The following is a 14825-nucleotide window of genomic DNA, read 5'->3' on the forward strand; positions in this document are numbered from 1 at the left end:
CGGCGGCGCGGCGCTGCACCGCGCGCGATGTCAGTCGCGCCGCGCGCGTACCGGCGCTTCCTGCGCCTTCTGCCGCGCTTCGAGCCACATCGCGTTGACGATGCCGAACGACAGCGCGACGCCGATACCGAGAATCCAGCTGAAATACCACATGATCCGACTCCTTGCGAAACGGTAGGCGAGGGCGCTTGCGCGCCCCGGCCCGGTTCAATACATCGAGTGCTTGTTCTCTTCGAGCGTCTGGTGCGTGACCTTGCCGCGCATCACGCGATACACCCAGCTCGTATAGAGCAGGATGATCGGCAGGAACACGATCACCGCGAACAGCATCACCTGCAGCGTCATGTGGCTGGACGTCGAATCCCACACGGTCAGGCTGCTGCGCGGGTCGAGCGACGACGGCATGATGAACGGGAACATCGAGAAGCCCGCGGTCAGGATCACGCCGACGATCATCAGGCCCGTGCAGAAGAACGCCGTCTTTTCCTGCTTCGAGCCGGCGAGCAGCAGCGCGAGCACGCCGCCCGCGATCCCGACGACGGGCGCCGCGATCATCCACGGATACTCGCCGTAGTTCGCGAGCCACAGGCCCGAGCCGGCGGCGACTTCCTTGAGCAGCGGGTTCGCGACCGTGTCGGTCGGCGCGGCGTTCGTGATGTGGAAGCCGCCGATATAGGAGGCGACCAGCACGCCGGCCAGCACGAACAGCACGACCGCGAGGAACGCCGACGCGCGCAGTGCGATCGATGCGCGGCGCGCGATCGCGCCGTCGGTCTTCATCTTGATGAACGCGGCGCCGTGCGCGACGAGCATCGTGAGGCTGACGAGCCCGCACAGCAGCGCGAACGGGTTCAGCAGCGCCCAGAAGCTGCCGTAGTAGGTCACGCGCAGATCGCTGTCGAACTTGAACGGCACGCCCTGCAGCAGGTTGCCGAACGCGACGCCGAACACCAGCGCCGGCACGAAGCCGCCGACGAACAGGCCCCAGTCCCAGCCAGCGCGCCAGCGCGGGTCCGGCCGCTTGCTGCGGTAGTCGAAGCCCACCGGCCGGAAGAACAACGCGAACAGCACGAGCAGCATCGCGAAGTAGAAGCCAGAGAACGACGCCGCGTAGACGAGCGGCCAGGCGGCGAACATCGCGCCGCCGGCCGTGATCAGCCACACCTGGTTGCCTTCCCACGTCGCGCCGACCGTGTTGACGATGATGCGGCGCTCCTCGTCGGTCTTGCCGAGGAACGGCAGCAGCGCGGTCGCGCCCATGTCGAAGCCGTCGGTGACGGCGAAGCCGATCAGCAGCACGCCGACGAGCAGCCACCAGATCAGCTTGAGAGTTGCATAGTCCATAGCGATTCCTTGTTCCGTTTCAGGTGCGTGCTCAGGCCGGGGCGCGCTCGCTGGCGGCCGCGAGTTCGTGGTGATAGCGGCCGGTATGCAGCGACGACGGGCCGAGGCGCGCGTACTTGAACATCAGCTTGATCTCGATGACGAACAGCGCGGTATAGAACAGGATGAAGCCCGCGAGACTCAGGTACAGGTCGGTCGGCGTGAGGCTCGACGCGGACAGGTGCGTCGGCAGCACGCCGGCGATCGTCCACGGCTGGCGGCCGAGCTCGGCGACGATCCAGCCGAATTCGATCGCGATCCACGGCAGCGGGATCGCCCACACCGCGTAGCGCAGGAACCAGCGGCGGTTGTCCTGCAGCAGTTCGCGGCGCGCGCAGAACCAGAACGCGGCAACGAACGTCGCGACGAACAGGAAGCCGAGGAACACCATGATCCGGAACGAGAAGAACACGGGCGCGACCGGCGGGATCGTCTTCTTCGCGGCGGCCTTGATCTGCTCGGGCGTCGCATCGACCACGTTCGGCGTGAACTGCTTGAGCATCAGCCCGTAGCCGAGATACTGCTTGTGCTGGTCGAACAGCTCGTGCGTCGCCGCGCTCGTGTCGCCCTGCTTGAGCTTCTGCAGCGCGCCGTACGCGATCATCCCGCTCTGGATGTGCTCTTCGCTGTGCTTCGCGAGGTCGCGCAGGCCGATCACCGGTTCGTCGAGCGAGCGCGTCGCGATCAGGCCGAGCGCGTACGGGATCTTGATCGCGTAGTCGGTGCGCTGTTCTTCCTGGTTTGGAATGCCGATCAGCGTGAACGCTGCGGGCGCCGGCTGCGTTTCCCATTCGGATTCGATCGCGGCGAGCTTCATCTTCTGCACTTCGCCGGTCGTATAACCCGATTCGTCGCCGAGCACGATCACGCAGAGCGTCGCCGCGAGGCCGAAGCCGGCCGCGACCGCGAACGAGCGCAGCGCGAAATCGACGTCGCGCTTCTTCAGCAGGTACCACGACGACACGCCGAGCACGAACATCGCCGCCGACACGTAGCCGGCCGATACCGTGTGCACGAACTTCACCTGCGCGACCGGGTTGAACAGCACGTCGAACAGGCTGGTCATCTCCATGCGCATCGTCTGGTAGTTGAACTCGGCGCCGACCGGGTTGTTCATCCAGCCGTTCGCGACGAGGATCCACAGCGCGGACAGGTTCGAGCCCAGCGCGACGAGGAACGTGACCATCAGGTGCTTGACCTTCGACAGGCGGTTCCAGCCGAAGAAGAACAGGCCGACGAACGTCGATTCGAGGAAGAACGCCATCAGGCCTTCGACCGCGAGCGGCACGCCGAAGATGTCGCCGACATAGTGCGAGTAGTACGACCAGTTCGTACCGAACTGGAATTCGAGCGTGATGCCGGTCGTCACGCCCATCGCGAAGTTGATCCCGAACAGCTTGCCCCAGAACTGGGTCATGTCCTTGTAGACCTGCTTGCCGGTCATCACGTACACGGCTTCCATGATGACGAGCAGCCAGGACAGGCCGAGCGTCAGCGGCACGAACAGGAAGTGGTAGAGCGCCGTGATGCCGAACTGCAGACGTGACAGATCGACGACTTCACTACTTATCATGGTGGTCTCCCTCGGTAGATGCAGGCGCCGGCACCGAAAGCAGCCTCTCGGCGACGGCGGCAGGCGGCAGCGACATGTGCTCGGCCTGCGGATGATTGAAGAATGCGTATTTGAGCGACATCAGGAGGATCAGCTTGACGATCAGCACCAGGGTGATGTCGCGGGCGAGGGTCGGTCCGCGTGCCCACGCGACGATGCGCGCGCGCCAGCCGATCGTGCCGGCCGGCCGCGGGGGCGGCGGCGCAGGCTCTTTATTGATCGAGATCAAGGCGATTATCCTGAATCGATTTAGGTCGGTTTTTGGGGCGACTTTACGTCGGATTTATGACGGCCGTGAAGCTGTTTTAATCCTTTTGCGCCGGACATGCCAATTTTAAAAGGACGGCTTTCCGATGCCGAGTGCTGCGCTGCGGCAGACCGTCGCGAACCGGCGGCTAAAAATTGAGGCAGATCAAGGTTATGCGGAAGGGGGCCGAAAACCGCCCAATACCCGATGAAACAGGTCAATTAATCGGCGCAGAAACGGACGGAGAAGCGGGCGGGGCGGCGGGTGAAAAACCGGCGAAAAACCGGTGAAAAAGACAGGCGAAAAAAAACCGCTGCCGGTCGGGCAGCGGTTTTCGACGAGGCGCTCTAAATCGCAGGGATTTACGCGTATTCGGCGAGGGCGGTGCGCATCTTTTTCATCGCGCTCGCTTCGATCTGGCGGATGCGTTCCGCCGATACGCCGAACTCGGCGGCGAGATCGTGCAGCGTCGAGCCGCCCGAACCGTCGTCGTCGACGTGCAGCCAGCGCGCCTCGATGATGCGGCGGCTGCGCGCGTCGAGTGCGTCGAGTGCCTGCGCGATGCCGTCCGTCTGCAGCGTGTCGCGCTGACGCGCGGCGAGCACGGCGGTCGGCTCGTTGTGCGAGTCGGCCAGATAGGCGATCGGCGCGTACGACTCCTCGCCGTCCTCCACCTGCCCTTCGAGCGCGATGTCGCCGCCCGACAGGCGCGTTTCCATCTCGGTCACGTCCTCGCGCTTGACGTTGAGCTCCTGCGCGAGGCCGTCGATTTCCTCGGGCGTCATCGCCTGCATGCTCTTCTTGTGGCTGCGCAGGTTGAAGAACAGCTTGCGCTGCGCCTTCGTGGTCGCGACCTTCACCATGCGCCAGTTGCGCAGGATGTATTCGTGGATCTCGGCCTTGATCCAGTGGATCGCGTACGACACGAGACGCACGTTCTGGGCCGGATCGAAGCGCTTCACGGCCTTCATCAGGCCGATGTTGCCTTCCTGGATCAGGTCGCCGTGCGGCAGGCCGTAGCCGAGATAGTTGCGCGCGATCGACACGACGAGCCGCAGGTGCGACAGCACGAGGCGGCGTGCCGAGTCGAGGTTGTTGTCTTCGCGGAATTCGGTTGCGTACTGGCGTTCTTCTTCGGCGGTCAGCAGCGGAATGCGATTGACGGCCTGGATATACGAATCGATGTTGCCAAGCTGGCCCGGCAACATCGATTGAGCTGCGAGCGCCAGCGAGCCTGCCGATTCGGCCTTGGCCGGCGTCGGGCTCAGGGTGTTCGGGAGGGTCAGGGCGTGGCTCACTAAAAACTCCTTTGGAATCAGGGACAAACCCCGGGTCTCGGATGAGAAACCGGAGCCAATCTTAGCACTCCCGTAATCCGAGTGCTAATTCCTTAGAGCGGGCGTGGACATCTGAGTTCCCGGTTTTTCTATCGAAATAGTCGAGTCGATAGTCTAATCTGCGACCAAAGCGGCGGATCGAAGTTCCGTAAGCTGTTGTTTCTGATGGTAATCAGTAGACGATTTCGATTTTTGTCGTTTTGGAAGCAAGCCATTTCGTTTCGTGATGCCGATCCGAAAAGTCCTTTACCATACCATTCAGTTCGCTCGGGCACGGCTGGGATGGCCGGCCCCATTCAACCCACAAAGTTGGAGTGTCAGATGAACAATAAGAAGAATCGCCGGCCCCGCAGCCGGCTTGCGCTGCATGCGATGCTCGCGGCGTCACTTCTGGGCGGATCGGGTGCGGCATGCGCGGATCGATGGGGGATTCAGGCGGGCGGCGGTTTTTCGGATCGCCACGGGGTCGACAAGGCCGATCTCGGCGTGGTGTGGGATCCGGGCTGGAACTGGTGGGAAATCGGTGGCTGGCACTTCGCGTTCGTCGTGGAAGGGCATGCCGGCTACTGGCACACGGGCGGCAACGTTCACAGCAGCATCGGCGAATTCGGCGTGACGCCGATGTTCCGCTTCATCAAGAGCGCCGGGGAGATCCGCCCGTTCATCGAGGCCGGCGGCGGCCTTCGGCTGCTGACGCACCCGACGATCTCGGATCGTTTCTCGATGGGGACCGCGTTCCAGTTCGCGCCGACTGCGGGTGTCGGCGTGCAGTTCGGCCAACGGCAACAGTATCAGGTCGGCTACCGTTTTGAACATGTGTCTAACGCGGGTATCAAAGAGCCGAATCCTGGTATAAATTTCCACCAGTTCTACGTGCAGTACAACTTCTGATCCGCATGCCCGCGCACGGTGTGCGCGTTGCCGAGGAGTCTGGCGATGGCGAAGGTGATCGATGCGATCCGCGCGCTCGAGCGCGATCGGTTCCGGGCGATGGTGGACGGGGACGGCGAGGCGCTCGGCGCGCTGCTGTCGGACACGGTATTTTTCGTGCACACCAACGGCAAACGTGAAACCAAGCAGCAGTTCATCGACGCCATCGTCGCCGGCCGCCGCCGTTATCGTCAGATCGAAATCCAGTCGCAGGACGTGCTGCCCGTCGGCAGCGAAACCTGCGTCGTCACCGGGCGCGCGCTGATCGAGATGGAAACGAACAACGGCGGCCTGGTCTTCCCGATTGCCTATACATCCGTCCACACCCAGGAGCAGGGCCGCTGGTGCCTGCTCGCGTGGCAGGCGACGCGGTGCGCGACCGAGACATGAGCACGCGTGGCGCTCCTTTTCATGTCCCGACGAAGCGGCCTTCTGGGCCGCTTTTTGTTGCCTCGTGCGGCGCGGATCGCGCGCAGCACGGGCGGTCACGCCCCGCTCGCTGACTGTCGAACTCTGAGCGTCAGGCTGCCGCGCGGCGGTCTGCGCAGTGCCATGCGGAGCGGTTGATCGCGCTGACGATTGCGTCGAGCGCGGCGCTCGCCGCATCGGCGTGCAGGCCGACGCCATGCCGCAGCGGCGCATCGCCGACCCGGCAGCCGACCGATACCGCGATCCGTCCGTCCGTCGTGCGCGTGTGCTCGCACGACGCGACGTCGATCGCGGCGCCGGCCGCCGCCGCGAATACCGCGGCCAAACGTCGCACGGCGTCCTCCGGCGTCGCGTCGGCCGCGGGCACGCCCGCGATCTCGCGGTTCCGCCAGCGCGCGCCGCTGCCCTGGCGCGCGGCCGGGCCGTCGGTTTCGAAGAATTCGCGCGCGAACAGCGTGCAGATCGCGTCGCCGGTCACTTCTTCGCCGGATGCGTCGGCAAGCGTCTGCACCGCGTGGCTGAATTCGATCTGCACACGGCGCGTCGGCGTGAAGCCCATCCCGCGTTCGAGCAGGAACGTCGCGCCGCCCTTGCCGGACTGACTGTTCACACGAATCACCGCGTCATAGCTGCGGCCGAGGTCGGCCGGGTCGATCGGCAGGTACGGCACTTCCCAGATTGCGTCAGGGCGCTGCTGCGCGAAGCCCTTGCGGATCGCGTCCTGGTGCGAGCCCGAGAATGCGGTGAACACGAGGTCGCCCGCGTACGGATGGCGCGGATGCACGGGAATCTGGTTGCAGCGCTCGACGACGCGGCGCACCGCGTCGATGTCGGAGAAATCGAGGCCCGGATCGATGCCCTGCGTGTAGAGGTTCAGCGCGAGCGTGACGAGATCGACGTTGCCGGTGCGCTCGCCGTTGCCGAACAGGCAGCCCTCGATGCGGTCGGCGCCCGCGAGCAGTGCGAGCTCGGCCGCCGCGACCGCGGTGCCGCGATCGTTGTGCGGATGCACGGACAGCACGATGCTGTCGCGATACGCGAGGTTGCGGTCCATCCATTCGATCTGGTCGGCGAACACGTTCGGGCTCGCGGCTTCGACGGTGGCCGGCAGGTTGACGATCATCTTGTGATCGCGGGTCGGCCGCCAGGTCTGCGCGACCGCGTCGCAGATCTCGCGGGCGAACGTCAGCTCGGTCATGCTGAAGGTTTCCGGCGAGTACTGGAAGGTCCAGTGCGTGTCGGGGCGCGCGGCGGCGTGCTCCTTGATGATGCGCGTGCCGTCGACCGCAAGCGCCTTCACGTCGTGCTTCGACATCCCGAACACGATGCGGCGGAACGACGGGCAGACCGCGTTGTACAGGTGCACGATCGCGCGCGGCACGCCTTCGAGCGCGTCGAACGTGCGGGCGATCAGGTCTTCGCGCGACTGCACGAGCACCTCGATCGTCACGTCGTCGGGAATGCGTTGCTCGTCGATCAGCTTGCGCACGAAATCGAAGTCGGTTTGCGACGCCGACGGAAAACCGACTTCGATCTCCTTGAAACCGATTGCGACCAGCATCTCGAAGAACTCGAGCTTCTGCTCGATGCTCATCGGTTCGATCAGCGACTGGTTGCCGTCGCGCAGGTCGGTGCTCATCCACACGGGCGCGCGCTCGATGGTGCGGGTCGGCCAGCGGCGGCCATTGATGCGGACGGGCTCGAACGGGCGGTACTTGTCTTGCGGATTGCGCTTCATCTTCTGGACCTCGGGTCTCAAGTCGCGAGCGAAGACGGGCGGCATGGGCGACGGTTGGCGCTGCCTCGCACCACGGCGCGCGATCGCGCTGCGGATGCGGATGATCTTCGCGAATCGACCGACGGATAGACGGACGAATGCTGACGACTTCGGGTTGTAAAAACTGCGAGAGGGGTACTGCGAGGAACTGCTGGGAGGGACCGTGCGGACAGCACACGGCGCTACGACAGCCTTAGGCTAGTCGTAGCGATAGCGGCCGCGCTAGGCGGCCGGAGGTAATTCGGAGGGTGTTCGGAAAGGAACGCATGGCGACAACTCTATGCCAGGATGCGGGCGCCTGTCAAATGGTCGGCGCGCGGGGGCGCGGTGCCGCCGTGCGATCAGCGCGCGATGCGGGCGATCTGCACGATCGTCGCGACCTGTCGCGCGACCGTGTCGGGCACCGGCATTTCGCCGCGCAACACGGTGTCCGTCCACGCGGCGGTCGTCGCCGCGTCGCGCGATTCGGGCAGCGTGACGGGCGGCGCATCGGCCGACGAGCGTTCGGCCTCGATCAGCGTGTCGCACACGCCGTCGTGCAGCCAGTCGACCTGCACCTGCCGCCGCGTATCGGCGACGGCTTCGCCTTCGGTGCCGCGCGCGAGCAGCGCGCCGCCGAGCGCGGCGTCCGGATGGTCGCGGAACAACTGCGCGAGGCTGTCGCGGTACGGCGGATGCGTGTAGTTGACGAGCCGCAGGCCGGCCGGCGCGAACGGCTGCAGGATCTTCACGAGCGTATGCGTCGAGTTGCGCACGCCGAGCACGCTGCGCATCGACAGCAGGCGCGCGATGCTCGGCGCCAGTGCCTCGATCGGCGCGAATGCGACACGACGTTCGGCGAGCGTGTCTTCGATCGCATCGTGCGACGTCGACGGCGCGAGCGACAGCGCCGAGAAGATTTCCGCGCTCGTCACGCGGCCGGGGTCGCGCTCGACACCGTGCACGAGCACCGGCACGCCTTCGCGCGCGAGCAGCAGCGCGAGCAGCGGCACGAGATTCGGCTGCTTGCGCGCGCCGTTGTAGCTCGGGATCGACACGGGGCGGAACGCGCCATCCTGCACGCGCACGGGCTCGAACGACGCCTGCGCGGCGGCGAGCATCGCGGCCAGTTCGTCGGCGGTTTCGCCTTTCAGCCGATAGGCGATCAGGATCGCGCCGAGTTCGACGTCCGACACGCGCGCATCGAGCATCGCGCGATAGAGTTCGAACGTGTCCTCGGCGGACAGCGCGCGTGCGCCGTGCGGGCCGCGGCCGATCTCCTTGATGAAGCGGGCGCAAGGGAACGGAGCGGCTGCGGGATCGTGGGAAGCGGTCATCGGGGCGTGGGGCGCTCGGCCGGCATCGGGCCGCGCGGCGGGGTGAGGAATGCCCCGAGTATCGCACGGGCGCGGCCGCGCATCGCGGCGCGCTACACTCTGGTTCCCGGCGGTGCGCGCGCCGGCTGCGCCGCGCAGGTGCCGTCGCCGGCCGAATACGACTACGAGAGACATCCCATGAAGCTCTACAGCTATTTCCGCAGTTCCGCGTCGTACCGCGTGCGGATCGCCCTGAACCTGAAGCAGCTGCCGTTCGACTACGTTCCCGTGCACATGCTGCGCGACGGCGGCGAGCAGCTGAAGGACGCGTACCGCACGCTGAATCCGGATGCGGTCGTGCCGACGCTGATCGACGGCGACGCGACGCTGCAGCAGTCGCTCGCGATCATCGAATATCTCGAGGAAACCCATCCCGAACCCGCGCTGTTGCCGAAGCTGCCGGTCGATCGCGCGTATGTGCGCGCGGTCGCGTTGCAGATCGCGTGCGAAATCCATCCGCTCAACAACCTGCGCGTGCTGAAGTACCTGAAGCACACGCTGCAGGTGCCCGAGGAAGCGAAGAACGCGTGGTACCGGCACTGGATCGAGGCGGGCTTCGAAACGCTCGAGACGCGTCTCGCCAGCGATCCGCGCACCGGCAAGCTGTGCTTCGGCGATACGCCGACGCTCGCCGACGTGTGCCTCGTGCCGCAGGTGTTCAACGCGAACCGCTTCTCGATCGACACCTCGCGCTATCCGACGATCCAGCGGATCGTCGATCATGCGTCGACGCTCGATGCCTTCAAGGCCGCCGAGCCCGGCGCGCAGCCCGACGCCGAATGAGCGCGGCGCGCCCCGGTTTCGGGCGCGCATGAAAAAGGGCGCCCGAAGGCGCCCTGCGTGATGCGTGCCGGCGGTGTTCAGCCGAGCAGCGCGTCCGCGAATTCCACGGCGCTGAACGGCTGCAAATCTTCGACCTTCTCGCCGACGCCGATGAAGTAGACGGGCACCGGGCGTTGCCGCGCGATCGCGGCGAGAATCCCGCCCTTCGCGGTGCCGTCGAGCTTCGTGACGATGAGCCCGGTGAGGCCGAGCGCGTCGTCGAATGCCTTCACCTGCGTGAGCGCGTTCTGGCCGGTGTTCGCGTCGATCACCAGCAGCACCTCGTGCGGCGAGCCGTCGTGCGCCTTCGAGATCACGCGCTTCACCTTCTTCAGCTCTTCCATCAGGTGGAGCTGCGTCGGCAGGCGGCCGGCCGTGTCGGCCATCATCACGTCGATCTTGCGCGCGCGCGCGGCGCTGACCGCGTCGAAGATCACCGCGGCCGGATCGCCGCTTTCCTGTTGCACGACCGTCACGTTGTTGCGCTCGCCCCAGACCGCCAGCTGTTCGCGCGCGGCCGCGCGGAACGTGTCGCCTGCGGCCAGCAGCACCGACTGGTCGAAGCTCTGCAGATGTTTTGCGAGCTTGCCGATGCTGGTCGTCTTGCCCGCGCCGTTTACGCCGGTGATCATCATCACGAGCGGCTGCGCACGGCCGAGCATCAGCGATTTCTCGAGCGGCGTCAGCAGCTCGACGAGCAAATCGTGCAGCGCGGCCTTCACCTGCTGCGGGTCGGTCAGCCGGCCCGTGCGCACCTTTTCGCGCAGCGCGCCGAGCAGGTACTCGGTTGCGTCGACGCCTGCGTCGGACATCAGCAGCGCGGTTTCGAGCTCCTCGTACAGATCCTCGTCGATCTTGGTGTTGACGAAGACGCCGGTGATGTTCGAGCCAGTCTTCGCGAGCCCCGTTTTCAGGCGCGCCAGCCACGACTTCTTCGCGGAGGCGTCCTGCGTCGGCGGCGGGACGATTTCGACCGTCTCGACGACTTCGTCTCGGCCGTCGTTGGTCGGCGTGACCGTCATCACGACGGCCGGCGCGGCCGGTTGGGCGGGCGCCTGCGGCACGTCGGCCACCGGCGGGGCTTCGACCGCGGGCGCGTCGGACGGCTCGTCCGTTTGCGGTGTGTCGGCCGATTGCGATTCCGCCGGATCGGGCTCCTGCGTTTTCTTGAATCGTTTGAAGAAGCTGAACATGGTCTGACGTCGGGAAGAGGGCGGGCCGCCGCGAGGAGCGGGGCGCCGGAGGGGCCGTTCTGCGTTCGCGCGGGCGCGGCGCACGGCGGCCGAAACCGAGCATTTTATCAGTGCGGCGTGGCGCTCGCGTCAGTGTGCGCCGCCGCTGTGGTAACGTGCGCCTGTTTGGCGGTGCGCCCTGGCGCGCGCCCGGTCCCTCCGTTGTCACTATTCCGTATGTCCCGTTCCTCTTCCGGCCGCCCGGCGGCCCCGCCCAGCCGCGGCAAGCCGCACACGATCCGCATCATCGGCGGCGACTGGAAACGCACGCCGCTCGCGGTGCTCGACCTCGACGGCCTGCGGCCGACACCCGATCGCGTGCGCGAGACGCTGTTCAACTGGCTCGGCCAGGATCTCGAAGGCCGGCGCTGCCTCGACCTGTTCGCCGGTACCGGCGCGCTCGGCTTCGAGGCCGCTTCGCGCGGCGCGTCGAGCGTCGTGATGGTCGAGCGCCATCCGCGTGCCGCGCAGCAGCTGCGCGCGATCAAGGACAAACTCGGCGCCCGCATGGTCGAGGTCGCGGAGGCCGATGCGCTGCGGCTCGCGGCCGGGCTCACGCCGGGTGCGTTCGACGTCGTGTTTCTCGATCCGCCTTTCGGCGATACGGCCGCGCTCGAGCGCGCGATCACGCTGTCGGCGCCGCTCGTCGCGGCGGGCGGCGCGCTGTACGTCGAGACGGGCGAGGAACTCGATCCGGCCGCGCACGACGCGCTCGCAGGCTGGCAGGTCGTGAAGCACGGCAAGGCCGGTGCGGTTCACTATCATTTGCTGCGGCGCGAAAATGATGAATAATGCGCGTTCCATACGAGGCGGCGCGCCGCAAAGGCGACGCATGCCCATCTCGGCAGTGGCGTGCGCATGGCACGGCTGCCATCCCGTTTGCGTGATGACAGGAGGAGCGACATGGTAGTCGCCGTGTATCCCGGTACGTTCGATCCGCTGACGCGCGGGCACGAAGACCTCGTGCGGCGTGCGTCGAGCATTTTTGATACGCTGGTGGTTGGAGTTGCCGACAGCCGCGCGAAAAAGCCGTTCTTCTCGCTGGAAGAACGTCTGACGATTGCGAACGAGGTGCTCGGCCATTATCCGAACGTGAAGGTGATGAGTTTCACCGGCCTCCTGAAGGACTTTGTCCGCACCAACAACGCACGCGTGATCGTGCGCGGCCTGCGCGCCGTGTCCGATTTCGAATATGAGTTCCAGATGGCGGGGATGAACCGCTACCTGCTGCCCGACGTCGAGACGATGTTCATGACGCCGTCGGACCAGTACCAGTTCATCTCGGGCACGATCGTGCGGGAAATCGCACAGTTGGGCGGCGATGTCAGCAAGTTCGTGTTCCCGTCCGTCGAGAAATGGCTGACCGAGAAGGTCGCCGCGATGGGAGGCCCTGCCGCGTAACGCGGCGCCGGCCGGTTTCGTCGAGAAGCCGGCCGCTGGCCTGAAGAAGTGAGATCAGTATGGCTTTGATGATTACCGACGAGTGCATCAATTGCGACGTGTGCGAGCCCGAGTGCCCGAACGGCGCGATTTCGATGGGCCCGGACATCTACGTGATCGACCCGAAGAAGTGCACCGAGTGTGTCGGCCATTTCGACGAGCCGCAGTGCCAGCAGGTGTGTCCGGTCGAATGCATTCCGCGCGATCCGCAACATGACGAATCGCACGCGCAATTGATGGAGAAGTATCACGCGTTGGTCGCCGACAAGGGCGACGACGCGTCGTGACCATGGGGTGACGCGTGCGGCCGTCAGGCGGCATTGCGCCACGACTCCCCCGAGCGGCGCCGCCTGGCGCCGCTTCATCCGCTTCAGCCCAGCAATTCGCGCAGCGCTGCGACGAGCGCATCGCATTCGGCGTCGGTGCCGACGGTGATGCGCAGATGCTGGTCGATCCGCGGCAGCCGGAAGTGCCGCACGAAAATCTCCCGTTCCTTCAGCTTCGCTGCGATCGCGCCCGCATCGTGCGCGGGATGACGTGCGAACACGAAATTCGCGGCCGACGGCACGACGTCGAAGCCGAGCGCGTCGAGCGCCTGCGTGAGCCGCGTGCGGCTGTCGATTACGCGTCGGCAGGTCGCGTCGAAATAGTCGGTGTCCTCGTACGCGGCCTGCGCGGCAGCCTGCGCGAGCCGGTCGAGCGGATAGGAGTTGAAGCTGTCCTTCACGCGGTTCAGCGCGTCGATCAGTGCCGCATCGCCGAACGCGAAGCCGACGCGCATGCCCGCGAGCGAGCGCGCTTTCGACGTCGTGTGCACGACCAGCAGGTTCGGATGGCGGTCGATCAGCATAATCGCGGACTGCGCGCCGAAATCGACGTACGCTTCGTCGATCACGACGACCGACGACGGATTCGCAGCTGCGATCCGTTCGACGTCCTCGAGCGGCAGCGCGCGCCCGGTCGGTGCATTCGGGTTCGGGAACAGCACGCCGCCGGCGTCGTCGAGATAATCGTCGACTCGGATCGAGAAGTCGTCCGCGAGCGGCACGATCGTGGTCTCGACGCCGTACAGGCGCGCATAGGTCGGATAGAAGCTGTACGTGATGTCGGGAAAGCGCAGCGGCCGGTCGTGCTTGAGCAGTGCCTGGAATGCGTGCGCGAGCACCTCGTCGGAGCCGTTGCCGACGAACACCTGCTCGGGCCTGATGCGGTGATGGGCCGCGACCGTCTCGCGCAGCGCGCGTGCGACCGGGTCTGGATAACGGCGCAGCGTGTCGCCGGTCTCCCCGAGTTCACGTGCGATCGCCGCGACGACGCGCGGCGACGGCGGATAGGGATTCTCGTTGGTGTTCAGCTTGACCGGGTGCGCGAGCGCGGGCTGCTCGCCCGGCACGTAAGGCACGAGTTGCTGAATGACGTCGCTCCAGTAACGGCTCACCGCATGGCTCCTGTCGGGCAAAACGACGAGATTACAGCATGTGCGCGTGACGGTGGGGAGGGCGGGGCCGTCCGGCGAGGCCGGACAACCCGGTGCAATGCGGTCAGTTGCGATGCAACTGCATCGTCGCACGGTCGAGTTCGCCCTTGACGACCATCGGCATCACGGCCAGTGCGCGTTCGATCGACGCGTCGATCACGTCCTGCTCCTCGCGGCGCGGCGGCTTCAGCACGAAGTTCGCGACGTCGGGTTTCGCGCCGGCGCGCGCGCTTTCCGGAATCAGGTCGCGCGGATGGCCGATGCCGATCCGCAGCCGCCAGTACTGCTGCGACGACAGGTGCGCGGAGATGTCCTTGAGGCCGTTGTGGCCGCCACTGCCGCCGCCGAGCTTCAGCTTCACGGTGCCGGGCGGCAGGTCGAGCTCGTCGTGCGCGACGAGGATCTGGTCGGGCAGGATCTTGAAGAATTGCGCGAGCGCGACGACCGACTGGCCGGAGCGGTTCATGTAGGTCTGCGGCTCGAGCAGATGGACTTCCTCGCCGTGCAGGCGCGCTTTCGCGTAGAAGCCGTGGAAGCGACGCTCGTCGCGCAGCGTCGTGCCTGCTTCGCGGGCGAGCTGGTCGATCAGCCAGAAGCCGGCATTGTGGCGCGTCGCGGTGTATTCCGCCCCGGGATTGCCGAGGCCGACGATCAGTTTGATCATGACGTTTCGAAGGCGGCGACTGCCGCCTGGGCGCAGAAAAAGAAAAACCCGCCGGGCAAGCCGCGGCGGGTTGCGTCGACCGTTTCGTGAAACGGATCGATTGGGCGCGTAGGCAGCCGC

General features: G+C 66.0%; 16 protein-coding genes. 6 read left to right on the top strand and 10 right to left on the bottom strand.

Going from position 1 to position 14825, the window contains the following annotated elements; genetic code table 11:
- Positions 1-30 precede the first annotated feature (30 nt).
- The 5 genes from cydX to rpoH all read right to left on the bottom strand — a co-directional run bounded on the left by cydX (position 31) and on the right by rpoH (position 4540).
- Positions 31-153, bottom strand: a complete 123-nt coding sequence (gene cydX / locus BBJ41_RS14665) for a cytochrome bd-I oxidase subunit CydX (protein WP_059233151.1) — start codon at positions 151-153, stop codon at positions 31-33.
- A 54-nt stretch (positions 154-207) separates the two neighbouring features.
- Entirely contained in the window at positions 208-1344 is a 1137-nt protein-coding gene (gene cydB / locus BBJ41_RS14670; RefSeq protein WP_069746993.1) for a cytochrome d ubiquinol oxidase subunit II, read from the bottom strand.
- A 31-nt stretch (positions 1345-1375) separates the two neighbouring features.
- A complete protein-coding gene (locus BBJ41_RS14675; RefSeq protein WP_069746994.1) occupies positions 1376-2956 on the bottom strand; it encodes a cytochrome ubiquinol oxidase subunit I in 1581 nt (526 codons plus the stop codon).
- Positions 2946-3224 (bottom strand): cytochrome oxidase putative small subunit CydP, encoded by a 279-nt coding sequence (gene cydP, locus BBJ41_RS14680; RefSeq protein WP_069746995.1) that lies wholly within the window; start codon positions 3222-3224, stop codon positions 2946-2948. The genes BBJ41_RS14675 and cydP overlap by 11 nt, the downstream gene beginning before the upstream one ends.
- 380 nt (positions 3225-3604) lie before the next feature.
- A complete protein-coding gene (rpoH, locus tag BBJ41_RS14685) occupies positions 3605-4540 on the bottom strand; it encodes an RNA polymerase sigma factor RpoH (protein WP_069746996.1) in 936 nt (311 codons plus the stop codon).
- A gap of 360 nt (positions 4541-4900) precedes the next feature.
- On the opposite strand from rpoH, the gene BBJ41_RS14690 reads away from it, so the two are divergent.
- On the top strand, positions 4901-5470 hold the full coding sequence (locus BBJ41_RS14690; protein ID WP_069746997.1) for an acyloxyacyl hydrolase: 570 nt from the start codon (positions 4901-4903) through the stop codon (positions 5468-5470).
- 45 nt (positions 5471-5515) lie between these two features.
- Complete coding sequence (locus BBJ41_RS14695) at positions 5516-5899, top strand: nuclear transport factor 2 family protein (protein WP_069746998.1); 384 nt, start codon at positions 5516-5518, stop codon at positions 5897-5899.
- A 130-nt stretch (positions 5900-6029) separates the two neighbouring features.
- Here BBJ41_RS14695 and leuA read toward each other — a convergent pair whose 3' ends face one another.
- Entirely contained in the window at positions 6030-7676 is a 1647-nt protein-coding gene (gene leuA / locus BBJ41_RS14700; protein WP_069746999.1) for a 2-isopropylmalate synthase, read from the bottom strand.
- 380 nt (positions 7677-8056) lie between these two features.
- Positions 8057-9031: a DNA-binding protein YbiB gene (gene ybiB, locus BBJ41_RS14705; RefSeq protein ID WP_069747000.1), complete on the bottom strand. Its 975-nt coding sequence runs from the start codon at positions 9029-9031 to the stop codon at positions 8057-8059.
- 177 nt (positions 9032-9208) lie between these two features.
- On the opposite strand from ybiB, the gene maiA reads away from it, so the two are divergent.
- Positions 9209-9853, top strand: a complete 645-nt coding sequence (maiA, locus tag BBJ41_RS14710; protein WP_069747718.1) for a maleylacetoacetate isomerase — start codon at positions 9209-9211, stop codon at positions 9851-9853.
- A 77-nt stretch (positions 9854-9930) separates the two neighbouring features.
- Here the strand turns inward: maiA and ftsY are convergent, their stop codons facing one another.
- On the bottom strand, positions 9931-11085 hold the full coding sequence (ftsY, locus tag BBJ41_RS14715; RefSeq protein ID WP_069747001.1) for a signal recognition particle-docking protein FtsY: 1155 nt from the start codon (positions 11083-11085) through the stop codon (positions 9931-9933).
- A gap of 216 nt (positions 11086-11301) precedes the next feature.
- On the opposite strand from ftsY, the gene rsmD reads away from it, so the two are divergent.
- The 3 genes from rsmD (at position 11302) to BBJ41_RS14730 (ending at position 12851) form a co-directional block, all read left to right on the top strand.
- On the top strand, positions 11302-11916 hold the full coding sequence (gene rsmD, locus BBJ41_RS14720) for a 16S rRNA (guanine(966)-N(2))-methyltransferase RsmD (RefSeq protein ID WP_069747002.1): 615 nt from the start codon (positions 11302-11304) through the stop codon (positions 11914-11916).
- Between the two features lie 111 nt (positions 11917-12027).
- On the top strand, positions 12028-12525 hold the full coding sequence (coaD, locus tag BBJ41_RS14725; protein WP_031403077.1) for a pantetheine-phosphate adenylyltransferase: 498 nt from the start codon (positions 12028-12030) through the stop codon (positions 12523-12525).
- A gap of 59 nt (positions 12526-12584) precedes the next feature.
- Entirely contained in the window at positions 12585-12851 is a 267-nt protein-coding gene (locus tag BBJ41_RS14730; RefSeq protein ID WP_069747003.1) for a YfhL family 4Fe-4S dicluster ferredoxin, read from the top strand.
- An 83-nt stretch (positions 12852-12934) separates the two neighbouring features.
- On the opposite strand, the gene hisC is transcribed toward BBJ41_RS14730, so the two are convergent.
- Together hisC and pth are read right to left on the bottom strand one after the other, a co-directional pair.
- Positions 12935-14002, bottom strand: a complete 1068-nt coding sequence (hisC, locus tag BBJ41_RS14735) for a histidinol-phosphate transaminase (protein WP_069747004.1) — start codon at positions 14000-14002, stop codon at positions 12935-12937.
- A 103-nt stretch (positions 14003-14105) separates the two neighbouring features.
- Positions 14106-14705 carry an aminoacyl-tRNA hydrolase gene (pth, locus tag BBJ41_RS14740; RefSeq protein WP_048246979.1) on the bottom strand — a complete coding sequence of 200 codons (600 nt, stop codon included), beginning with the start codon at positions 14703-14705 and terminating at the stop codon, positions 14106-14108.
- Positions 14706-14825: the final 120 nt, after the last annotated feature.

This window comes from Burkholderia stabilis (assembly GCF_001742165.1).
Lineage (GTDB): Bacteria > Pseudomonadota > Gammaproteobacteria > Burkholderiales > Burkholderiaceae > Burkholderia > Burkholderia stabilis.